At 43.2% G+C, this 23,647-nt stretch carries 12 protein-coding genes and 1 pseudogene; 7 read left to right on the forward strand and 6 right to left on the reverse strand.

The genetic code is table 11. From position 1 onward, the window contains the following. Positions 1 to 201 precede the first annotated feature (201 nt). Positions 202 to 1,533: a serpin family protein gene (locus tag V7K53_RS32080; protein WP_335201522.1), complete on the reverse strand. Its 1,332-nt coding sequence runs from the start codon at positions 1,531 to 1,533 to the stop codon at positions 202 to 204. A gap of 393 nt (positions 1,534 to 1,926) precedes the next feature. Further along, complete coding sequence (locus tag V7K53_RS32085) at positions 1,927 to 3,522, reverse strand: S8 family serine peptidase (protein WP_335201523.1); 1,596 nt, start codon at positions 3,520 to 3,522, stop codon at positions 1,927 to 1,929. A 212-nt stretch (positions 3,523 to 3,734) separates the two neighbouring features. Here V7K53_RS32085 and rpe point away from each other — a divergent pair, with 212 nt between their 5' ends. Next, positions 3,735 to 4,442: a ribulose-phosphate 3-epimerase gene (gene rpe / locus V7K53_RS32090; RefSeq protein ID WP_094349276.1), complete on the forward strand. Its 708-nt coding sequence runs from the start codon at positions 3,735 to 3,737 to the stop codon at positions 4,440 to 4,442. Positions 4,443 to 5,311: 869 nt separating this feature from the next. Here rpe and V7K53_RS32095 read toward each other — a convergent pair. From V7K53_RS32095 to V7K53_RS32105, 3 genes and pseudogenes are all read right to left on the reverse strand, one after another. Further along, a pseudogene (locus V7K53_RS32095) lies at positions 5,312 to 5,781 on the reverse strand (HetP family heterocyst commitment protein). A 961-nt stretch (positions 5,782 to 6,742) separates the two neighbouring features. Further along, entirely contained in the window at positions 6,743 to 7,093 is a 351-nt protein-coding gene (locus tag V7K53_RS32100) for a cysteine peptidase family C39 domain-containing protein (protein WP_335201524.1), read from the reverse strand. 467 nt (positions 7,094 to 7,560) lie between these two features. After that, the gene (locus V7K53_RS32105; protein WP_335201525.1) at positions 7,561 to 9,969 is read right to left on the reverse strand and encodes a GH116 family glycosyl hydrolase; all 2,409 of its coding nucleotides are present in this window, start codon (positions 9,967 to 9,969) and stop codon (positions 7,561 to 7,563) included. Between the two features lie 465 nt (positions 9,970 to 10,434). Between V7K53_RS32105 and V7K53_RS32110 the strand changes: the two genes are divergently transcribed. Then, entirely contained in the window at positions 10,435 to 13,626 is a 3,192-nt protein-coding gene (locus tag V7K53_RS32110) for a WD40 repeat domain-containing protein (protein ID WP_335201526.1), read from the forward strand. Positions 13,627 to 13,987: 361 nt separating this feature from the next. Continuing rightward, positions 13,988 to 14,461: a hypothetical protein gene (locus V7K53_RS32115; RefSeq protein WP_289799849.1), complete on the forward strand. Its 474-nt coding sequence runs from the start codon at positions 13,988 to 13,990 to the stop codon at positions 14,459 to 14,461. 492 nt (positions 14,462 to 14,953) lie between these two features. Here the strand turns inward: V7K53_RS32115 and V7K53_RS32120 are convergent, their stop codons facing one another. Continuing rightward, positions 14,954 to 15,331 (reverse strand): CU044_2847 family protein, encoded by a 378-nt coding sequence (locus V7K53_RS32120; protein WP_094349282.1) that lies wholly within the window; start codon positions 15,329 to 15,331, stop codon positions 14,954 to 14,956. Positions 15,332 to 15,398: 67 nt separating this feature from the next. Between V7K53_RS32120 and V7K53_RS32125 the strand changes: the two genes are divergently transcribed. From V7K53_RS32125 to V7K53_RS32140, 4 genes are all read left to right on the forward strand, one after another. Then, a complete protein-coding gene (locus V7K53_RS32125; protein WP_335201527.1) occupies positions 15,399 to 19,586 on the forward strand; it encodes an nSTAND1 domain-containing NTPase in 4,188 nt (1,395 codons plus the stop codon). A gap of 382 nt (positions 19,587 to 19,968) precedes the next feature. After that, on the forward strand, positions 19,969 to 21,387 hold the full coding sequence (locus V7K53_RS32130) for a tetratricopeptide repeat protein (RefSeq protein ID WP_335201528.1): 1,419 nt from the start codon (positions 19,969 to 19,971) through the stop codon (positions 21,385 to 21,387). Then, the gene (locus V7K53_RS32135) at positions 21,384 to 22,394 is read left to right on the forward strand and encodes an aldo/keto reductase (RefSeq protein WP_335201529.1); all 1,011 of its coding nucleotides are present in this window, start codon (positions 21,384 to 21,386) and stop codon (positions 22,392 to 22,394) included. The genes V7K53_RS32130 and V7K53_RS32135 overlap by 4 nt, the downstream gene beginning before the upstream one ends. A 261-nt stretch (positions 22,395 to 22,655) precedes the next feature. Continuing rightward, positions 22,656 to 23,642, forward strand: a complete 987-nt coding sequence (locus V7K53_RS32140; RefSeq protein ID WP_335201531.1) for an aldo/keto reductase — start codon at positions 22,656 to 22,658, stop codon at positions 23,640 to 23,642. Positions 23,643 to 23,647 lie beyond the last annotated feature (5 nt).

The raw sequence follows: 23,647 nt of genomic DNA on the forward strand, positions 1-23,647 counted from the left end.
ATTAATCATTTATATTCACTGAGGATTTTATTTTTTGAAGTTCTTTTTTAAAAGATGAAGTCTTCAATTCCTTCTACATTAGACCTCTTGCAAAAGTGCTTTTTGTACTCTCGTGGGAACAGGGAAAAGGTTAAAGAGGAAGGGGTAAAGGGTAAAGGTTTTATATTTTCCCTTTTCTCGACTTCTGCAAGAAGTCTATTCTCATTGTGGTTCGATAATTGAACCCATAAATAAAATGTTTCCCGTCTGATTATCCCTGATGGCACAGAAGAAGGGGCGATCGACAATCATTCGGAATGGTTCTAGTTCTTCTCTAAATGATGTTGCTACTATTCCCACTGAAGTAGCCGCAGCGGCTTCGGTGCCTTCTTCGTTCACTTCAACAAAAGTTTTATGCTTAACTTGGCTAATGGCAAAATTTTTACCCATACCAGAAAAATTGGCTTTGTTGCTGAAAGCCTCCCCCATACCTAAAGTTTTTAAAGCATCATTGAGTGTAATCTCGTAATCTGTTTTGAAGCGGGGTAGGCGAATAAACCCTTTTTGATTGTTGAACTGAGTCATCCATTTTTCCCAATTCTCAACATTCAAGTTTTGATAAAACGCTTTGAGGTTAGAATTCTTTTTGGGTAAGAATATATAAAAACTTATCTTACCATCTTTCCCATAAGGTAAACTAACTGCCTGAAATTTTTCGCTTTCATAGTATTTATAATCACCCTCTTGTGACATCATTGGGTATTGTTTTTGCCTGTTAGATGTGATGTAAAAAGGGTATGGAGCTGTTTCTTTCTTGTCAAACTCGTTACTCCAATTACCTTTAAAATATATGGCATTAATCAGAAATAATACCTGATTTGGTTCAATTTTATCAACTATTTTAGTGATTTTGCCGTTAGTATTTTCGTTGACCCAGTTATTAATAATACTAGATGCAGCGGCATTTTGAAAGTTTAAATTGCTGACTTTGGCTTGATAGAAGTCTTGGGTTCTCTTGAGAAAGTCTGGCGCAAAGCTAACATTTTGATTTGCCCAAAGTGAGTTAGCAATATTCAATTGCACTTTCGTATCCGAATTGTCTAAAAGCTGTTTTAATACCGCCGCATAAGAAGAGTTTATTTCTGGTAGATTCATACCCTGTAATTCTAGGGTTTTTGCCATTGCTTGTTGAGTCGAACCGCTAGCGCCGTTGTAAGTCATAGCAAGAGCGATCGCAACACTCGAAGGTGAGATAAAAATATTTTTCTCACCTTTCTCAGCTTTGAGAACTTCTGAAAATAGTTTGAAGCCAAACTTATTGCTAGACTCAACTATTTTTGTATCAGTGTTGACTGTTTTTTTTTGCAATGGATTTTCTGGTTGAGGTAAACTAGATTGGGCAAGGGCACTTTTATTACTATCGACTTGAGAACACCCTAATACACTGAATAAAACGACACTTGCAGCTGCCAGAGCATAACGTCTGCCTAGACTAACACCGTAACGTCTTTGCAGGAAATTTTCTTTTGCATCACTCAATTTATGGCGATTCATTCTGCTACCTCACTTGCCAAAGATTCCCGATTTACGCTTAGAGTTGACGCAGATACTGTGTCAATGATTAACTATTGCATTTACTCCAATAGAAAATTGGGACTGTTACAGTTTTCGTAACAGCAAATTAGTAGCTCAGAGTAATAAAACACAACTTGTGGAGTTGCTAATTCCTTATTGAGACGGCTATACAGACGACTTATAAAAATTTTGATTTCTAAGAATTTTTATCTTTACGTATAAACGTATTGTAAGCTACGTAATCATAAAATAACCACTTTTGTTAGGTTTTTATAGATCGAATAACGTTTCTCAGAGGCAGGAAATCTCGTTCCCACACAGAGCATGGGAACGAGAAAAACGCTGTTACACAGATATTTGTGCTACCCTATTTCAATTAATAGGTACACTCCACCAAGCTAAACTGTAGGGTTGAGTCGCTTCATTGAGCTTTTGACGAAACTGGACACGGATTTTGTAATTGCCAGTAGCAGTAACAGGGCAAAAAATATGTTCTACACTATCAATTTGGCTGATTGAGGAGCAAACAGCACCAGCTTCAGAATTTTGAGCATCAGCTTTTACTAAGTATAGGTCGAGATTATTTAAGCCGCGATCGCGAAAATTTTCGCCTAGATCATATTGCTGGTTTTTATTTTTATCGTTGAGTTCTACCAATCGATCCCAACTCAGGGTGACAGCAACAAAACTTCCCTGCTTTAACGGTTTTGCTAATATATAGTCAACAGATGCTCCAACATCAACTGTGCGATAATCCCAACCAATAGCCGGCACCGCAGCTGATGCTTGCCATTGACCAGCACTAAATTGCTGATAAGCGCGAAATACATTCAAATGACCCGCTCCCATTTGGGCATCTAAGGGAATCTTTGGATCTTTATAAGCATCAGAATCTAGCCAGTTTTGATTTTGCTTATCAATTAGCGTCCGAGTCATTCCCAACTTTAAACCATCGCCACTATCTAGAAGTTTGTCTGCTGAATTCAGCAATACAGCTTTCATCACTTGATGACGCCGAGAATCAATGCTCCAGTGGGGTTGTTTTGTCCGCATCTGTCGGTCTGCAAGTTCCTGCAACAGAGCAACGGTGGCTGTAACTTGAGGTGTTGCAAAACTTGTACCTGTAACCTTGTTCAATTTGCCATCTGGATTGAGCAAAGGAATATTATTACCAGGAGCAACTAAACTGATAGCGCGACGCCCATCAAGGTCAAATTCCCTTCCAGCTAGTCTTCCACTCACCCCTTGGTTAACACCCGCCAGATTAGCCACGTCTACTTTGTTAAAAACTCCCCCTCGGCGGGATGAAAAAGCCACGTTTATTCCGTTAAAATTATCTGTAGGAATAGGAATACCGCCTTTCCCCTGGTTGCCAGCGATCGCATACAAAACATCATGAGCGCGACTAGACCAGTCAACACATAAGGTTAGTAAAGCATTACCGTCTAAAGTAGCTTCCGGTCGAGGGTCGCGGCTCAGAGGTTCCCCAAAGCTAAAGTTAATCGCACGGACATCGCCACCATTTTGGAGCGCTATGTGCTGTGCCGACAAGCACTCTTCTGGCTGACCCATGTTTTTAGTCGAACCCACCGCCGACGAATACAATCGCGCTCCTGGAGCAACTCCTGGCAAAGCTTTGTCTTGACTCACCATCACACCAGCGACATTGTAGGCGTGCGGGTCAACACCATTATTAGACTTAGCTGGCTCATTGCGTAAGAAAACTGCTGCTAAAGATATGGCACGATTTTTAGACACCGCCTTATCCCACCCAAACATTCCCGGCCGGCCAATTTCCACTTGACCAATAGCAATCTTACGACCGATTAAATTATAAGGAGATTTGTGTAGCTTCAGAGCATCAATGCCGTTAGTTCCTAGTGCAGATTCTAAAGCTGAAGCAATTACTGGCGCACTCAGACAAGAAGCAGTTAATCCCCAAAATATCCAGGTTAGTTTTTTAGTCATTAGTTATTTAGTCATTGGTCATTTGTCATTTGTCATTGGGTATGGTGAAGAGGACAACAAGATAAGGGGATCTAACTTTTGTCCCCTTGTGTTCCCTGCTCCCCTGCTCCCCTGCCTCCCCACTCCCCAAAAAACCGGGATCAAAATTATGAGTCTTGTTCAATGTTTTGTTACAATGCGTACAGACGAGGACGCTTAAAAATCCACTAGCCATGACCCAAAACCTATCTCAAAAGCCCATTGTAATTTCTCCATCTATCCTATCAGCCGATTTTAGTCGCTTGGGTGACGAAATTCGTGCCGTAGATGCAGCTGGAGCGGATTGGATTCATGTTGATGTCATGGACGGTCGTTTTGTACCTAATATTACGATAGGCCCTCTGATTGTGGAGGCGATTCGTCCGATTACAACCAAGCCTCTGGATGTCCATTTGATGATTGTGGAGCCAGAAAAGTATGTAGAGGGATTTGCTAAGGCGGGTGCTGATATTATCTCCGTACACTGCGAGCATAATGCTTCCCCACACCTGCACCGCACCTTGGGGCAAATAAAAGAGCTTGGTAAAAAAGCTGGTGTTGTACTTAATCCTGGTACCCCTCTAGAGCTAATTGAATATGTTCTAGATTTGTGCGATTTAGTACTAATTATGAGCGTCAACCCTGGTTTTGGTGGTCAAAGCTTTATCCCTGGTGTATTACCAAAAATCCGCAAGCTGCGCCAAATGTGTGACGAACGTGGTCTTGACCCCTGGATTGAAGTGGATGGGGGACTGAAGGCAAATAATACCTGGCAAGTTTTGGAAGCGGGAGCCAATGCGATCGTCGCTGGTTCAGCTGTGTTTAACGCTAAAGATTATGCTGAGGCTATTACAGCAATTCGCAACAGCAAGAGTCCTACTCCAGAATTAGCCAAGGTTTAATTCATTTTTGAATTAATCAATCATTAAATATGGAAGTGAAAAAAATGTAGAGGCGTAGCACAGCTACGTCTCTACAGGATTCTAGATTAATTGCACTAAATATCTAGTATTCATAAAAAATAAGGTAGGCAAATTGCCCACCTTATTTTTTTTATATATAGATAAAAAACTGGAAGCTATTCGAGTTTTGAACCTTCCAGTAGTTGCTATATAAATTGAAAGTTTAGAAACCAAAGATAATCCAGGTTGGGAGGACTAGGATTACAATAGTCGAAAGAGAAGCGTATGAGCTACTAGTTCTACCAGCCAAGGACAACAATTTCACCGTAACTTTTCTATTTCCGTTCCTAGAATTGATGTTAAGCGTTTGCTTTATTAACTAAAGCAACACCAACCACAGGATAGAAAGTTTTATCAGCATTACTCGCACCGTCTGCAGTCAGTGAAAGCTGTGTAAAATTTGGATTGGGGGGAATCCACCTCGCCAAATTCTCTTTGCTGAGACTTCCTCAGAAAAAGAACCACCAGTTAGTAACAGTTGGATTATTGGTCTTGGTCTAGGAGTTATTTACTCCATGAAATGCTGACTACTTTTGTAATCAGTTTGATTTATTTCGTAGTTAGAACTAATCGTTGATTTTATTTTTTAAATTAACTTGCTTGCCAAATCACCTCTATTTTGGTTTAAGTTGTAGTTGTTATTAGTTTACCAATATCATTAGTATATATTTGCCATTTTGGCAGATTTTTGCAAAATATTATCAAATTCATACTGCTATAGAAAACCTGTCATGCTATAAATTTAAAATTAGCATAACAGGCTTTCAGTAATCAACTTTAGAGCGGAATCTATTGATTCCAAATACTTTTTAATTGAATCCACAGGATTTCAAGGAAATGTCTTGAACATTTTCTGGTTTTAATGGCGATTTGCTTGATTGATGTTCGTTAATTTGCTGTGTCAATCTCTGGTCTAAACTACCAACACGGAGTTCTGCTTTTTGCTTTCTAACGACTTCTAGATAAGCTACGTCTTTAATTTTGCTTAAGCAGCTGATGAAACATTATTATCAGACTGGGAATTATGAGCGTGTTTCAGCATTTTTAGATTTTCACTTTGCTGTTTTTTTGTCCTATCGGCTTGAGAGTTCTCTTTGAGCAATCGATTGTAGGTGCGATATGGAATGTAATGCAGAGGATTATAACCACCAAATCGCAGCATTAAAACACATGCCCAGGAATACTTTCCAGCAAGAATTGCTTCAACTACTTTGTCAAATTGTTGAGCTTTCACTGTCTTATCTAAGTTACTACTAATACCAGCAAGGTCTTGATTCATCATAGTGTTTAGTTATTTTGGGTGAAGTAAACTATTTTCTTCTCTGCGATTGTTGATGTTTCAATTGAGGTGTACAAACTGCACTAGCTTTTTTGCAAATCTTGAATTGCTTGTGGCAAATTATCAGCAGTGGAGCGGTGTTTGATGTTTACAAGGGATAAAAATCCATAAGTAAATAAATTTTCTTGGTTCACACGCTTATATTTCTTACTACTGTTGGATTAGGCAATTTCCGGGAAGTTTGCATATTTTTTTAGACTAAGAGAGAAAATATAATTATCATTGAGCGTTAGCAACACCATTCGTATTTATACTATTTTTTCTCGTTGCTGTCATCTACTAATCTAGTATATTTATAGGTCAAATTTACTGAATATATTCCTATACTTACTTGTGTATTGTGCAGCTTTTAGTTTTGTCCTCTTTTGCTAATTCTTGAGGGGTCTTACCCCTCACCCGATATCATTTTAAAACCTTTATTATTGTCGAGTAACTAAAAAACAATACCATTAAATAGAATGTAAAACAACTTGCAAAAATATTAGTCGATAGAGAATAAAACCTTTCATAGCAATAGGATTGAACTTATTTTTCAATAAGTTCGATTAGATAATGATACTTATTAGACTTGTCTTTATTGGCTTGCAAAGACTCTAGCTTTAGCGCATCTAAATATAATCACTGTCAACTGCTCGTAAATATTTCATAACGAGCAGTAAGTCATTCTAAAATAGACCAGTTGTAAAAGGAAATTACTGGTTAGGGATAATATAAATAAATAGTTATCACGAGCCTTATTTGAGTCAAGAAAAAGATCCGCAAATGGATAAATTTACTCAAAAAGTGTTGCAGGCTAAGTCTGTACAAGATTAGAGAATTTCAGAATAGATATAAAGCTAATTAACACAGAACATTATTAAGTTGATTCAGCAAAAAATTATGATATGAATATTTAACAGATTTATAGAATTGAGATTACAAATGTAGTGGCAATTGAGCTAAGTGGTGGTATCAATATGCGATCGCCTTTATCTCTCCAGACAACTACGCAATCAATTACTTGACAATGAGCTATCCACGGGTTATAGTATGAGTCCAGCTTACTAAGACTCGCCCTTACTGATAACGCTTCATATCCTAAAGTTTGGGCTGTTTCTGTTAAAGGCTGGTGAAATTCACTTGTAGGACTTGCTGGCGTTAAATTACGCAAACTGTAGAGGTTTAAGCGTATTTTCAAGTATTGGCTAGTCATTGCCAAAGACCCAGCACCACAATCTGAATTAACTTTGCTGTTGAGTAAAGGAATAGGCACGTCATAACCTAGCTTTTGATTGTGAACGTAGTCTGGGAACTATTAGCAATATTTATGGCTAAAGCTAGTAATATTTGCATTTTTTGAAACAGTAGTCTTAAATTCTCAATGCTTCAACTCTTACCATTACTGAAATTTTCCTTCGCTTCCGGAAATACTCGGAAAATAAAATCGCAAACCTAAAGTCTGCTTTCTCAGATAAAGACAGGTTAAATTCGCTAGGGACGTACATCTGTCATAGGTGTCAACTTAAGATTGAAGTTAGCTAAGAGTAAGGGTTCTATGCCCTCATCCCCTAACCCCTTCTCCCATATTGGGAGAAGGGGAACTGGAGAATTTGCTTCCTTTTGCTAATTTTGGGAGAGGGACTGGGGGCAAAACTTATACAGTCAGAAGATTTCAGCTTAAGTTGGCATCTATGACATCTACGTGTGTTGCATCAAAACGAGAATCGCTTTGATAGTCAATCAATTAATAACTAAGTAAATCCCCCAAATTGCCATTGGCCGCAGGTAAGTGCTAGCGCGAAAAGTACCAGTTGCGGTGATAGCTTCTGGCGTGCGAAATTGCAGACCATTTTCATAAATTTGCTGCACCACAGCTTGCGTCAACCTCAACGCTTCATCTTTCATTCCCATCTGCACGAGAAAAGCCGCTAGCCCAAAGTTTATCCCTGTCCAAACTTCTAATGGATGAGTAGCTTTGGGATTTTCTGGTGAACCATCACGACGAACACCATTAGCAGCACCAAACTCACCATTACAGAATTTCAAAAAGCAAGCGTCATAAACTGTTTTCAGGGCAGAGAGGGCGCGATCGCTCGGTACAATATCAGGTAAGTCCAGCAGACGGGCGTAGAATTGTCCGCACAATTGATCTGCCATTACCACATCGGAACCACTTTTACTATCAAGTCGGTAATATTCGCCATTCCAGAGTTTTTCTTGGTAAATAGGAAGAGATTGTTGTAACCAAGTTTCATAAGTGGATTTTTGCGCTGCCAACTCTGTTGTGTCACCGGTCTGGTAAGTTAATAAAATATCGCTAATTGCGATCGCAGCTTCTAACGCCGCTAACCACAACCCACCACAATAGGCGCTGACACCTTGTAATCGCCAATCATCAAAGGTTTGATCGGGTGCACCAGAATTTTCAGGAATCCCATCGCCGTCGAGGTCAAAAGTTTTCAGGTAGTCGAGAGTTTGAACGATCGCATTCCAGCAATCTGCCAGGAATTCCACATCGTCAGCACCCGTGAGTAAAAAATCACGGTATACTTGCAAAACGAAATCACTACCTAAATCTTTCCATAAATTACAGTCTTGATAGCTGGTGTAGTTGGTTTTCTCCCAAACGTGTTCGTTCGGTGCGCCTAAATCGTGGGGTGTTGCACCTGCAACTTTGCGAACTGCAATCGGGCTTTCGGCCTTGATTGTCATGTAATAGCCAATTATTCGGGGAGTATCATCACCTTGAGGAATCGCCCGTGCAAATGCCCGAATCACCGACTTTTCTAATTCTGGAAACAGCATCAGCAGGGCAAAAGAGCCATACAACCGCACATCTAGACTTTCATACCAACGGTAATCTAGGCACTCCAGCACTGCAAACTGACCGATGGGGTTAAGTTCTGATGCTGCACTCCAGAGAGTACCGCCGCTAGTGAGGTCATAAAGCTCATTAAATAGAGCCATTTTAAACCAGTCGGGTAAATCTTCCCGGTCGATAATGGGTTTTTGCCAACTTTGAATTTGCGATCGCCAAGTTTGGTATTCTTGTAATGCGGTGGATGCGATCGCCCAGGCGTTGTTGCCATTGTTACCAAAAAAGTCTGTATATCTGCGGTAATAGTTGACTCCAGCCGCAAATTCTGTAATTGGCAAATCCCAAGCGACGACAAAGGGAATTTCGAGAGTTTCGCCTGGTTGGAGAGTGAAACGGATTGCGATCGCAGCCCCAATTTGTGTATTCTCTGTTGCTGGAGTAGTATCAACATAATTGGGCAAAGAGCCATCTTGGGCAAAGCTTTGCCATACCTCATCACCCGTACCTTCAGGATTCCAGCGGCTATGATGAAAGACTTCCACCTGCGGATGTTTCAGCGTCGCAATACACCAAGTTCCGTCGCCTTCTTGCAAAGGTTCATCACTACCAACCCGACCTAAAACACAGCCAAACTGTTGTGTATTTTCAACTATCTGGTTGCAGTTTCCTTGACTTTCGCCCCAGCGCGGTTGGTATTCGTAAACCGGACTACCATCATCGCGCACCCGCACTTCGGGAGATTTGAGAGCATTTGTAAACCAGCCCACCATATTTTGCCAAGTCAGCATAATACTGAGAGTAATCGGTGTATCTGTCGGGTTGTGGGTATTCCAGAGGAATATTGCCACAGGGTAGCTAGTTTCTTGGTAATTACCTGCCCAGACTGGGGAAAATTGCTCACAAGTCAATTGTGCTCGAAATGTACTTTTATATACAAACCAGCTACGTGGATATAGTGCGTGATAATCACCCGTTCCCTCTGTCTTGGCAGTTGTCGGATACCATTGCCACGCTTTGAGAGTGCTATCATCGGGCGCTTGGGTAGACAATGCGTAGGCTTGGGAAGATGTGCTATTGGATTCAAACACACTGAACTGACAAGCGGGAATGTTTTTGAAGGTATGCTCACCGCCGTCGATGTGCCACAGGTTAAAGTCTCCCCGTGAAGAACGACCGATGCAACCTGCACCAAAGCCGCCTAAAGGCATACCATGCCAAGGGCCATCATCAATATTACTTGCATAGCGGACTGTATAAGGTTTATCCCAGCCTAAGCCGATGGGACGGCTCCAAGTGCAAGAGGGAATTTTTAGAGAGAGTTGATTTGTCATCGCCTAATGTTACAGCGTGCAGTTACGTCAATGAAGACTAGCGTGATGTGAGATTTTTCTCAAGGTAGTAGCACGGTAATGCCCATTGATATCCAATACTTCTCGCTTTGTGCATTTTTTTATTCTGAATCGGGTTTTGGGAAAAGGTTAAGGGGTAAAGGTTAAAGGTTTTTTCTTTTCCTTTTCCCTTTAACCGAAAAGTATTGCATTGGTGTCAACTTAAGCTGAAATTTTTTAACTAGTCGTAGCCTGCTCTTAGACATCCCTGCCGTAATTACTACTGAATTACAAGGTATAGAGCTTATCCCAGTCACTAAGACTTTAATATTGTGCTTCTACTGCGTGTTACTCAACTGCTACTTGAACTTTAAATCTAGAGTTTTTAACTCTAGTGGGTAAATAACTCGTTAATCTGGGTATTTTAAAGCACAGAGGTAATTTTCTCAATAGTTTTAACAAAACAAGATGACACAATACGCCCTTGTGGTTGAAATTGCTCAGAATGACAACAGTTTTGGCAGCCTGACTAAACCTATTGATGATGCAGAGGCTGTGGTTAACACAGAAAAATTTTTGCTGGTGGTAGATGAGTTTGAGAAAGTATTTACAGTTTGTATAGATAAGGAAGAACAGCAAAAATTTATTGAACTACTAACTGGGGTAGTAAAAATTCATGATTCGCGGTTAGCAGTTGTAATTACTATGGGAGGGGATTTTCTGGAATCCTGTTTAGATAATCCCTCTCTGACTCACCTGATTCAAACCCAGGCAGTTTTTATGCCGCCTTTAACTGGAGTTGATTTAAAGGAGACAATTGCCAAACCTGCCAAGCTTCAGGTTCATAGTGTTGAAGAAGCAGGAGTATTAAAAATTCTCCAAAATCTTAAACAAGAACCAGAGAGTTTGCCATTGTTAGAGTTTGCCTTAACTAAACTCTGGGAGAAACGCGAGCAAAAGAAATATCAACTCACCCAAGAAGAGTATGAGAAGTTGGGAGGATTAACTGCGGTGTTAAATCTCCACGCAGAAAATGTTTATCACTACCAAGATTATGAGAAAGAATCCCCAACTCAAGAACGCAGTCAGCAAGAAAAAGAATGGATTAAGCAGATTTTTCTGTGGTTAGTGCGAACGGGAGAGGCAGAAAAGGATACCCGACAATGCCAACCAAAAGCCACATTATTAAATATTGCAGGTGATGATGCCAATCAACAGCAACAACTTAATGAGTTACTAGATGGTGAAGCGGGATTGGTTAAGGGACGCTTATTAATTACAGGGAAAGATGAGAAAGGAGAAGTCTGGATTGATTTAGCCCATAAAGCTTTAATTGAAAGTTGGCAGCAGTTTGCCGAGTGGCGACAACAAGACCGAAACTTGCGGCCGTTGAGCGATACATTAGAAAATACTCGACGGGAATGGTTGAACGAAAGGCCGGATGACAAAGATTTAATGCAAAAGGGATTGCTGGCGGAAATCAGGGATGACTGGCAACAATTGCAGCCCCATTTGCAATCACCCCAACAAGATGAAGATTTGTACCAGCGCAGCGATGCTGATGAAAAAGACCGGATTGCCGAGATGGAAAAGGCGCTTACTGAATCCCAGTTACGAGAGAAAGCGGCTAGAGTAGATGATTTATTGCCCTTACAACCCCTAGATAGTCTAGTTTTGGCAATTCAAGCTATGGGGGAAAATCAAGAGAAACTACCCCAGCAGATACTTGCACCAGTTCAGAACAGTTTGAATCGGGTGGTGAATAAAGCAAGAGTCTCAATTCCCTTTCGTGGTCACGAGGGGAATGTCTCTTCTGTCGCTATTAGCGCTGATGGGCAGACGATTGTTAGTAGTGGTACTGACGGCACTGTACGGTTGTGGAATTACCAAGGTCTTCCCTTAGCTGAACCTTTGCGCGATCATCAGGGTAATGTCAATTCTGTCGCTATCAGCGCCGATGGGCAGACGATTGTTAGTAGTGGTACTGACGGCACTGTACGGTTGTGGAATTACCAAGGTCTTTCCTTAGCTGAACCTTTGTGTGGTCATCGGGGTAATGTCTCTTCTGTCGCTATCAGCGCTGATGGGCAGACGATTGTCAGTGGCGGTGCCGACGGCACTGTACGGTTGTGGAATTACCAAGGTCTTTCCTTAGCTAAACCTTTGTGTGGTCATCGGGGTAATGTCTCTTCTGTCGCTATCAGCGCCGATGGGCAAACGATTGTCAGTGGTGGTGCCGACGGTATGGTGCGGTTATGGAACTGCCAAGGTCTTCCCTTAGCTAAACCATTGCGTGGGGATAAAAATAATGTCTCTTCTGTCGCCATCAGTGCCGATGGACAGACGATTGCCAGTGGTGGTGCCGACGGTATGGTGCGGTTGTGGAATTCCCAAGGTCTTCTCTTGGCTGAACCTTTGTATGGTCATGAGGGAAATGTGAGGTCTGTAGCCATCAGCGCCAATGGACAAAACATTGTCAGTGGCGGTGCTGATGGTACGGTGCGGTTGTGGAATCGCCAAGGTCTTTCCTTAGCTGAACCTTTGCGTGGTCATGAGGGAAATGTGAGGTCTGTGGCCATCAGCACCGATGGGCAGACGATTGTCAGTGGCAGTGATGGCGGCACTGTGCGGTTGTGGAATCGCCAAGGTGTTGCCTTAGCTCAACCTTTGCGTGGTCATGAAGGCAATGTTAGGTCTGTTGCTATCAGCACTAATAGTCAGACAATTGTTAGTGGTAGTACTGACGGCACGGTGCGGTTTTGGAACCACCAAGGTCTTCCCTCAGCGAAACCTTTGCGCGGTCATAAGGGTTGGGTTTATTCTGTCGCTATCAGCACTAATGGTCAGACGATTGTCAGTGGCGGTACTGACGGCATGGTGCGGTTGTGGAACCACCAAGGTCTTGCCTTAACTGAACCTTTGCGCGGTCATGAGGGTTGGGTCTATTCTGTTGCCATTAGCGCTGATGGGCAGACGATTGTCAGTGGTGGTAGTGACGGTACTGTGCGTTTGTGGAATCTGCAAGGTCTTGCCTTAGCTGAACCTTTGCGCGGTCATGAGGGTTATGTCAATTCTGTCGCCATCAGTACCGATGGGCAGACGATTGTTAGTGGCGGTGATGATGGCACTGTGCGGTTGTGGAATCGTCAAGGTCTTGCCTTCGCTGAACCTTTGTGCGGTCATCAGGGTTTTGTCAATTCTGTTGCCATTAGCGCTGATGGGCAGACGATTGTTAGTGGTGGTACTGATGGCGCTGTGCGGTTGTGGAATCTGCAAGGTCTTGCTTTAGCTGAACCTTTGCGCGGTCATAAAGGTTGGGTCTATTCTGTCGCCATTAGCGCCGATGGGCAGACGATTGTTAGTGGCGGTGATGATGGCACTGTGCGGTTGTGGAACCTGCAAGGTCTTTCCTTGGCTGAACCTTTACGCGGTCATGAGGGTTGGGTTTATTCTGTCGCCATTAGTGCCGATGGGCAGACGATTGTTAGCGGCGGTGAAGATGGCACTGTAAGGTTGTGGCGGGGTGACTGGCGTGCATGGTTGCAAGTTTGTTGTGACAGGTTACGTTACCATCCCGTCTTCACCAATCCGCAAACAGAGGAAGCAAAAGCCGCCTGTGAAACCTGCCAAAAATATGTTTGGAGTAAAGTCAGCGGGTAAAAACACGGCATTGCTGTACCTCTAAGAAAGTCTGCACTCGACTCAATTGCAAACGCCTATAAAGGCAGTAAGTAAGAAAAGGAGAACACAAAAAAGAGATTTATTATCTTCACCATTTAGGCTCAGAACTCCAGTTTTCACCTTCAAAACTTGGAAGTTCATGCTCAAAACTCGGAACTTTATGTTCACAACTGCAACAACCGAGGTCCAAGGGTAAATTATGGTGAGTGAAAAGCTTAGGCGTAACCCGCACTTTGACAAAGCTCACCCTTTATTCTTGGAATTTTTATTGGTGTTATTGAAACTTAACTGGTATATGTGGGCACTCTAAAATTAAGCAATATACTGGAGATTAACTTCTATGTCCACAGCCCCAATTAGTGCAACACTAGCGCAATCAGATAGAGATGCTGTGTTGCAAGCGATCGCTACAATTAAAGAGAAACTACCATTTTTGATTGATTTAAGTAACGAGGAGCGAAAAGCTTTACCCAAGATGGGAGATAAAAGCCGCGCCTTTGTCAGCAAAGCATTGGAGGTGGCGACACAGAACCCAGAGTTTTTACCGCGATCGTTTGACCTTAATGAGATGCGGAAAGACGTACAATTATTTGAAGCTTTGTATCCAGTACTGCTGTCTTTGTCGCAATTACAAGAGTTGCTAGATGATACATCTATAGCAGTGGGTAGTGAAGCTTATGCAGCCGCGTTGCAGGTATATAACTATGCTAAAGCTAGCGGACAAGGCGCTGGTTTAGATGGAGTAGTTGAGGAAATGGGGCAAAGGTTCGCCCGTAAATCACGGAAATCCAAGCCTCAAGCCGCAGCGTTGTAGAAAATAGCTCGGCAATAGCACTTCTAAGGTGCAATAGACTTCTTGCAAAAGTCGGGGTAAAGGGTAAGGGGGAAAGGGTAAAGAAACTCAAAATCCTTTCCCTTTAACCTTTACCCTTTTCCCTAAGAGTGCAAAAACATATTTTTGCAAGAGGTCTAATGTTGAGGCTAAGAACTCGGATGTTGGAGTAAATTGCTCGGCGTTCCGAGTTCTGAACTCGAAGTTTCAACCTCAGAACATGGAAGTTCGAGATAAGAACACGAAATTTAAAGCTCTGAACAGCAACGTCCGAGATCCAAAGGTGAACGATCGTGAGTAAAAGACAATTACTTTCCCTTTTAACTCGGAACTTCGTGCTTTGAATAGCAACAGCCGAAATTCAAAGGTGAATTATGGTGAGTGAAAGGTGTAGACGTAACCCGCAGGAGATATCGCTTCCATAATTATTAGCAGAGTTGAAGGTATAAAGCTTATCTCTGCTAAAGCAAAACCTTAAGTGCTGGAATTTTGCTTATTTTCAGGAAACTTACACTTCACCTCAATTTCAAAATTACTCTCTGCCGAACCTTCAGTTACGAAGGGGATACCAGTTTTTCCGCCTATCTTTAAGCCAAACTTCAGAGTCACCTCTTCGACTTCAGCAGCACCTAAATTTTTAAAAGCGCCAATGGCATATTTGGTATAAGCTCGAATTTGATGATGAACTTCCTCAATCTTGACAAATGCCTCTTCCCGAAAACCGTAGGATTCTTTCTCCTCATCAACCTCCGGTGTAACTATTTCTGGAACACTTGGCGTTTCCTTTGACTCGAACAGAATTGTATAGATTTCCCCGTCTTCTTCAAAGACTAAACGTTCTATGTTCGACATCAAGCCCTCAGATTTTAGGTGTATTTAAGTTATCTTATTCTGTAACAGACAATTTAAATACGTATAGATGGCTCGTTACGCGCTTGTAGTTGGCATTACAGATTATACAAATCAGCTTTCCAATCTCACAAAACCAGCTACGGATGCCGAAGCAGTCGCGCAGGTACTAAAAACGCATGGTGATTTTGAGGATATCGTTGTTCTTAAAGGGAAAGTTAGCACAACTAAGTTGGCTGAAGCTTTAAAAACACTTTTGCAACAACAAGCAGTTAAAAACGAAGCGCTAATTTACTTTACAGGGCATGGCATCAGCGTCTCTGACAGCTTAGGAACACAACAAGCATATCTAGCAACCTCTGACTTGACAATTGTCACTCAAGGCAAGCAAATTATTGAACAAACAGGCGGAATTAGTCTTTTAAGTCTCAACAATTTAATTAGAGACTCCGACTTGAGTAGTTTAGTAGTGCTGTTAGATTGCTGTCATAGCGGTGAATTTTTAGAACGCAATCTGATCGAAAAAACTCTGACTGCCTTTATTTCACAGCGCGATTACTACTTTATTGCTGCTTGTAGAGGTTTTCAACAAGCTTATGCCAAAAAAAGCGAACAACACAGTATTTTTACAACAGCTTTGCTGGCTGGTTTGTCACCAGACAACACTAACGATCGCGGACAGGTGACAGGCGATCGCCTCTTCGATATACTTGCTACAGAACTCAAAGGTAGCGGACAAGAACCAATCCGCATGGGTTGGGGGCGTAGCATTACTCTAATTAACCACAACATTCAAACCCAAGCTCAAACCTTTGAGGTAAAAGAAGAATGTCCTTACCAAGGTTTAAAAGCCTTTGAAGCAGAACAAAAACAGTTTTTCTTTGGGCGCAAGCAGGTTGTAAGGAAGATTCTGGCGAAACTGGCACAAAAGCCCTTTGTCCCGATTATTGGCGCTTCTGGGAGTGGTAAATCTTCTGTGGTTCAGGCGGGTTTAATTCCAGAATTAGATGATAGAGTCTGGCAAATTTTACCGCCAATCAAGCCAGGATTTCAGCCTTTGCAGGAATTGAGAGCAGTTTTGAAAGCATTTTTTCCAGGGGCGAGAAAAGAAAAATTGCTGTGGGAGTTGATTACTAATGAACCGAATCCTTTACCTGTAATTTTGGAGCATCTCACAGGTGCAAAAAAATTTTTATTGGTAGTAGACCAGTTTGAGGAATTATTTACTGTCTCGGTTGCTGAAGAAAAGCAGAGATTTATTGAATTGCTGACTCAGGTAGTAGAGATGACCGATTCGCGGTTGTCAGTTGTGATTACCATGCGATCGGATTTTCTCGAACCATGTTCAGATTATCCGTCTTTAAATAAATTAATTGAAAATCAGCTTGTTTTGATGCCGCGTATAACTGGAGTTGATTTAAAAGAGACAATAACCGAACCTGCTAAACTTCAAGGTCATAGTGTTGAAGAAGGGCTATTACTGAAAATTTTAGAAGATGTTGGCAAAGAACCGGGATATTTGCCGTTGATGGAGTTTGCTTTAACTAGACTCTGGGAAAAACGCGACCAACAAAAGCATCAACTCACCCTAGAACAGTATGAAAACTTCCAAGGATTGACAGGGGCGCTGAATTTTCATGCAGAAAATGTTTATTTTTACGAAGATTATCAGCACGATTGCCCGACTCAAGAACGAAATGAACAAGGCAAAGACTGGATTAAGCAAATTTTCCTGCGATTAGTGCGAACCGGAGAGGGAGAAAAGGATACCCGACAGCGCCAACCAAAAACTGAACTGTTAACCATTGCTGGTAATGACCAAGAAAAGCAGCAAGCATTAAGTGAATTGCTAGATGAAGTATTAGTGAAAGGACGTTTGCTGGTAGCTGGGAAAGATGAACAAGGAAAAGCTTGGATTGATTTAGCTCATGAAGCCTTAATTGAGGGTTGGGAGAGGTTTGCCCAATGGCGACAACAAGACCGAGATTTGCGGCGGTTGAGCGATCGGTTAGCGGATGCTTTACGCGAGTGGGAGAACAAAGGGGAGAATGAAAAATACCTAATGCAGGGGGGATTGCTGGCAGAGGTACAGGAAAATTGGCAACAGCTAGAGTTTTTATCATCACCTCAAGCAAAGAATTTTTATCAACATAGTGATGCTTATGAACAGTACCAGATTGCCATATTAGATAAGGCACGCACTGAATCACGATTGCGAGACAAAGCTGCCAGGATAGAAAATTTATTCACTGTCCAACCCCTTAATAGTCTAGCGCTGGCAATTCAAACAATGGGTGAGAATCTAGAGAAACTACCCCAGCAGATTCTCGCACCAGTTCAGAGCAGCTTGAATCGGGTGATGAATAAAGTAAGAGTCTCCATTCCCTTCCGTGGTCATGAGGGTATTGTCAATTCTGTTGCCATCAGCGCCGATGGGCAGACAATTGTCAGTGGCGGTGAAGATGGCATGGTGTGGTTGTGGAACCGCCAAGGCCTTCCCTTAGCTGAACTATTGCGTGGTCATGAGGGTATTGTCAATTCTGTCGCCATCAGCGCCGATGGACAGACCATTGTCAGTGGCAGTAGTGACGGCACGATGCGGTTGTGGAATCTCCAAGGTCTTCCCTTAGCTGAACTATTGCGTGGTCATGAGAGTTATGTCAATTCTGTCGCCATCAGCGCCGATGGACAGACCATTGTCAGTGGCAGTAGTGACGGCACGGTGCGGTTGTGGAACCGCCAAAGTCTTTCCTTAACTGAATCATTTCGTAGTCATCAGGGTCATGTCTCTTCTGTCGCCATCAGCGCCTATGGACAGACCATTGTCAGTGGCGGTAGTGACGGCACGCTGAGGTTATGGAACCTCCAAGGTCTTCCCTTAGCTGAATTGCGTGGTCATGAGGGTATTGTCAATTCTGTCGCCATCAGTGCCGATGGGCAGACAATTGTCAGTGTGGGTGATGACGGCACGTTGAGGTTATGGAACCTCCAAGGTCTTCCCTTAGCTGAACCATTGCGTGGTCATGAGGGTGGTGTCAATTCTGTCGCAATCAGCACCGATGGACAGACCATTGTCAGTGGCGGTAGTGATGGCACAGTGCGGTTATGGAACCGTCAAGGTCTTCCCTTAGCTGAACCATTGCGTGGTCATGAGGGTTGGGTCAATTCTGTCGCCATCAGCGCCGATGGACAGACCATTGTTAGTGGCGGTAGTGATTGCACAGTGCGGTTGTGGGACTTCCAAGGTCTTGCTTTAGTTGAACCATTGCATGGTCATGAAGATGGTGTCTCTTCTATCGCCATCAGCCCTGATAAGCAGACCATTGTTAGTGGCGGCGCTGATGGCACAGTACGCTTGTGGAACCGCCAAGGTCTTCCCTTAGTTGAACCATTGCGTGGTCATGAGGGTTGGGTCAATTCTGTCGCCATCAGCGCCGATGGACAGACCATTGTTAGTGGTGGTAGTGATGGCACAGTGCGGTTGTGGAACTTCCAAGGTCTTGCTTTAGCTGAACCATTGCGTGGTTATGAAGATGGTGTCTCTTCTATCGCCATCAGCGCCGATGAGCAGACCATTGTCAGTGGCGGCGCTGATGGCACAGTACGCTTGTGGAACCTCCAAGGTCTTTCCTTAGCTGAACCATTGCGTGGCCATGAGGATTGGGTCAATTCTGTCGCCATTAGCCCCGATGGGCAGACCATTGTCAGTGGAGGTTATGACGGCACGGTGCGGTTATGGAACCGCCAAAGTCTTTCCTTAGCTAAACCATTGCGTGGTCATGAGGGTGGTGTCAATTCTGTCGCCATCAGCACCGATGGACAGACTATTGTCAGTGGCGGTGAAGACGGCACGGTGTGGTTGTGGAACCTCCAAGGTCTTTCCTTAACTGAACCATTGCGTGGTCATGAGGGTGATGTCAATTCTGTCGCCATCAGCGCCGATGGGCAGACGATTGTCAGTGGCGGCAGTGACGGCACAGTGCGGTTATGGAACCGCCAAGGTCTTCCCTTAGCTGAACCATTGCGTGGTCATGAGGGTGATGTCAATTCTGTCGCCATTAGCACCGATGGGCAGACGATTGTTAGTGGCGGTGCTGACGGTACTGTGCGGTTGTGGCGTGGTGGTTGGCGTGCATGGTTGCAAGTCTGTTGCGACAGGTTGCGTTACCATCCCATCTTCACCAATCCGCAAACAGAGGAAGCAAAAGCTGCCTGCGAAGTCTGCCGCAAATATGTTTGGAGTAAAGTAAGTGGGTAAAAACACGGCATTGCCGTGCCTCTAAGAAGGTTTGCACTCGATTCAATTGCAAACGGCTAACAACTGCAACAACCGAGATCCAAGGGTAAATTATGGTGAGTGAAAAGCTTAGGCGTAGCGTGTCGGAGACAGAGGCTGCGCCAACAACAAAGCTCACCTTTTGAACTTGGAATTTTTATTGATGTTATCGAAATTTAACTTGTATATGTAAATCAGCTTGAGCTGGCTTCTGCCTTCACTCCTGAACTGCGTTCCTCGACAACTTATGAAAAAAATTAATACCAATTATTATTAACTCCATCAACCCTATTGAGTTACAGTAGTTTATAGCCTAGCTTTTGCAAAGTAATGTTTGTCGCTGTGCAATGCTCTGGGAAAATCAATGGTAAAAGATGCATCCGAACTAGAAATTACTACCGACTCATCAGCAGTGGTAGATGCCATTAATAGCTTTGTCGATCAATTATTGGGTGTTGGTAACGATGCCCAAGTCATTCTCAAAGCAGTTGAGGCAGATCCGGCTTGTGCGATCGCTAACGCTCAAGTTGCCGCCTTTTATCTATTTACTGGTGGCTCTATTGCCTTAACCAAGGCTAAATCTCATCTGAAGGTGGCGAAATCTTACCTAAAAAGAGCGAACGATCGCGAAAAACTTTACGTTGCGGCAATAGAGGCATGGGCAAACCGAGACATTGCTCAAGCGATCGCTCATCATGAAGCGATGTCTACGACGGGCTTCGCCTACGCCATTGCTTTTCCCCGCGATTTAGCCTCGGTACATCTAGCCCAATACCACTATCGAAATTCCGGTAACAGTCAGGGAATGCTACTAATTGCCGAAAAAGTTTTCGCCGCCAATCGTGACAACCCCTATATGTACGGAATGCTGGCCTTTGGATTAGAAGAGTGCCATCGTTTAGCACAAGCCGAAGAATATGGACGAATTGCGATCGCTCTGAAACGAGATAACCGTTGGGCACACCACGCTGTTGCTCATGTATTAGAAACTCAAGGACGCTTAGAAGAGGGAATTAGTTTAATGGAAAGTCTTAGCGATACTTGGGAATATGGTAGCTCGGCTTTTTATGGACATCTTTGGTGGCATACATCTCTTTACTACCTGGATATTGAGAATTTTGCCAAAGTACTAGAGATATATGACACGCGCATTTGGGGACGTGCCAAAAAAGACAATGGACGCGAACAAATTAACGCGATCGCCTTGTTGTTACGGCTAGAGTTACGCGGTGTAGATATCGGTTCCCGCTGGCAGGAACTTGCTCCTTACCTGCAACCACGAATACACGAACACACCCTTGCCTTCCTGGATTTGCAATATATCTATGCATTGGTAAGGGGCGGTAAAGATGATTGGGCGGCAGAGATGTTAGAGAGTATGCAAAATCATGGAGAAAACGTCTTACCCTATGGGCGGCGGACTTGGATAGAGGTGGGAGTGCCAGCTGCTAGGGGGATGATTGCTCATGCTCGTGGGGATTGGGAAAGTGCGATCGCTCAACTAGAGCCAGTATTACCCGATTTATACTCCACAGGTGGATCTCATGCTCAACGAGATTTATTTGAGCAAATTTATCTTGATGCACTAATTCGCGATCGGCAGTATCACAAAACCTTAAATGTACTAGAAAAGCGCAATGCATCTCGCGGCAATATTCCCGTAATTCAAAGGGAATTAGCTAATACCTACAGCCAGCTAGGACGCAGCGATAAAGCACATCAAGCTTCTCAACTTGCATTAGAACTATCACAACGTTATCAAAAAGTAGAGCAAACAGTATGACGACATACGTAAATCTCGGAAAAAGTGGATTAAAAGTATCACGCTTGACTTTGGGTACTATGACTTATGGTTCTCGGAAATGGCGAGAATGGGTACTAGAAGAAGAAGAAAGTCGCCCGTTTATTAAACTCGCTTTGGAGTTGGGCATTAACTTCTTTGATACCGCTGATGTTTATTCATTAGGTGCTAGTGAAGAAATTCTGGGACGGGCGCTCAAAGACTTTGCCAAAAGAGATCAAGTAGTTATTGCTACCAAAATATACAATAAAATCGGAGATGGCCCCAACGATCGGGGACTGTCTCGCAAGCATATTTTTGATGGCATTGATGCCTCATTACGGCGTTTACAAACAGATTACGTCGATTTGTACCAAATTCACCGCTGGGACTACGAAACGCCCATAGAGGAAACCCTAGAGGCGCTGCATGATGTAGTCAAATCAGGAAAAGTTCGTTACTTAGGAATCTCCAGTGTTTATGCATGGCAGTTTGCCAAAGCCCTTTACACGGCTGACAAACACGGTTGGACTCGCTTTATATCGATCCAAAATCACTACAACTTAGTTTATCGAGAAGAAGAGAGAGAGATCATACCTTTATCTCTAGATCAAGGAATTGGGATCATTCCTTGGAGTCCCTTAGCGCGTGGTTTCCTCGCTGGAAATCGTAGCAAACAAGACTATGGTCAAACCGTGCGCGCAAAAACCGACGAATTCGCCCACAATCTCTACTATCAAGATTCAGATTTTCAAATAGTCGATCGCGTCGTAGAACTAGCGCAAAAACGCGGCGTGAAACCAACACAAATTGCTCTAGCTTGGCTATTGCATCAACCGGGTGTAACAGCTCCGATAGTTGGTGCTAGCAAGATTGAGCATCTCAAAGAAGCGGTTGAGGCTGTAGATTTGCAGCTTTCCGATGAAGAGCGTAAATTCCTGGAAGAACCTTACACACCACATCCCATCTTAGGACATCAGTACCCAACCATCTCCACCAGTCGCTCATAGCAATATCTGTTATTGGGAATGGGGAAGAAAAGCAGAGGGGCAGAGAAGCAGGGGAGCAGAGAAAAAGTTGCAGTAACTTTTATCCCTGTGCCCCTCGACACCTCTGTCTCTTGTACCCAATGCCCCTCAAGAGTGCTGATTAATAAGTGCTGAGTAGGGAATCTCATTTCTTTACTCAGGACTGGGAACGGGCTAAACGCCCCACGAACGTAACTCGGAACTGTTTTGCCCAATGCCCAATGCCCTAATCTCTAAAAACTTATGACATACGTAAATCTCGGAAAAAGTGGATTAAAAGTATCACGTATTGCCCTTGGTACTATGACCTTTGGTTCTCGTAAACTACGAGAATGGGCATTAGAAGAAGAAGAAAGCCGCCCCTTTATCAAACTGGCTTTAGAGTTGGGAATTAACTTCTTTGACACAGCTGATGTTTATTCACAAGGTATCAGTGAAGAAATTTTAGGACGGGCACTCAAAGACTTTGCTAAAAGAGATCGAGTTGTAATTGCGACTAAAGTCTTCGGTAAGGCTGGTGAAGGCCCTAATGACAGAGGACTATCTCGCAAACATATTTTTAATGGCATAGATGCTTCCTTGCGGCGGCTACAAACAGACTACGTAGATTTGTACCAGATTCACCGTTGGGATTATGAAACACCAATTGAGGAAACCCTGGAAGCACTTGATGACGTAGTTAAATCAGGTAAAGTGCGTTATTTGGGAATCTCTAGTGTTTATGCTTGGCAGTTTGCTAAAGCTCTTTACACGGCTGACATACACGGTTGGACTCGCTTTGTGTCCATTCAAAACCACTACAACTTGATTTACCGCGAAGAAGAACGTGAAATTATACCTCTATCTCTAGATCAAGGCATTGGGATTATTCCCTGGAGTCCCCTAGCACGAGGATTTTTGGCAGGAAATCGCACTAAAGAAGGCGGTCAAACAGTAAGGTCAAAAGTTGAAGATTTAGAGGGGAACCGCCAGTATCAAGAGTCAGATTTCCAAATAGTTGCTCGCGTCGCTGAGTTAGCGCAAAAACGCGGTGTAAAACCAGCACAAATTGCTCTAGCTTGGCTATTGCATCAACCAGGACTGACAGCCCCAATTGTTGGTGCAACTAAGATAGAGCATTTCAAAGAAGCAGTTGAGGCTGTGGATTTGAAACTTTCTGATGAAGAGCGCAAATTTTTAGAAGAGCTTTACCAACCTCATCGCATCATTGGGCACCAGTACCCAGCGTAGCAGGC

The organism is Nostoc sp., from assembly GCF_036917355.1.
In the GTDB taxonomy this organism is placed as follows: domain Bacteria; phylum Cyanobacteriota; class Cyanobacteriia; order Cyanobacteriales; family Nostocaceae; genus Nostoc.

Excerpts from the sequence above, each read along its gene's own strand:
- V7K53_RS32080 (WP_335201522.1), bottom strand. The coding sequence starts at position 1,533 with ATGAATCGCCATAAATTGAGTGATGCAAAAGAAAATTTCCTGCAAAGA.
- V7K53_RS32085 (WP_335201523.1), bottom strand. The coding sequence starts at position 3,522 with ATGACTAAAAAACTAACCTGGATATTTTGGGGATTAACTGCTTCTTGT.
- rpe (WP_094349276.1), top strand. The coding sequence starts at position 3,735 with ATGACCCAAAACCTATCTCAAAAGCCCATTGTAATTTCTCCATCTATC.
- V7K53_RS32105 (WP_335201525.1), bottom strand. The coding sequence starts at position 9,969 with ATGACAAATCAACTCTCTCTAAAAATTCCCTCTTGCACTTGGAGCCGT.
- V7K53_RS32110 (WP_335201526.1), top strand. The coding sequence starts at position 10,435 with ATGACACAATACGCCCTTGTGGTTGAAATTGCTCAGAATGACAACAGT.
- V7K53_RS32115 (WP_289799849.1), top strand. The coding sequence starts at position 13,988 with ATGTCCACAGCCCCAATTAGTGCAACACTAGCGCAATCAGATAGAGAT.
- V7K53_RS32120 (WP_094349282.1), bottom strand. The coding sequence starts at position 15,331 with ATGTCGAACATAGAACGTTTAGTCTTTGAAGAAGACGGGGAAATCTAT.
- V7K53_RS32125 (WP_335201527.1), top strand. The coding sequence starts at position 15,399 with ATGGCTCGTTACGCGCTTGTAGTTGGCATTACAGATTATACAAATCAG.
- V7K53_RS32130 (WP_335201528.1), top strand. The coding sequence starts at position 19,969 with ATGGTAAAAGATGCATCCGAACTAGAAATTACTACCGACTCATCAGCA.
- V7K53_RS32135 (WP_335201529.1), top strand. The coding sequence starts at position 21,384 with ATGACGACATACGTAAATCTCGGAAAAAGTGGATTAAAAGTATCACGC.
- V7K53_RS32140 (WP_335201531.1), top strand. The coding sequence starts at position 22,656 with ATGACATACGTAAATCTCGGAAAAAGTGGATTAAAAGTATCACGTATT.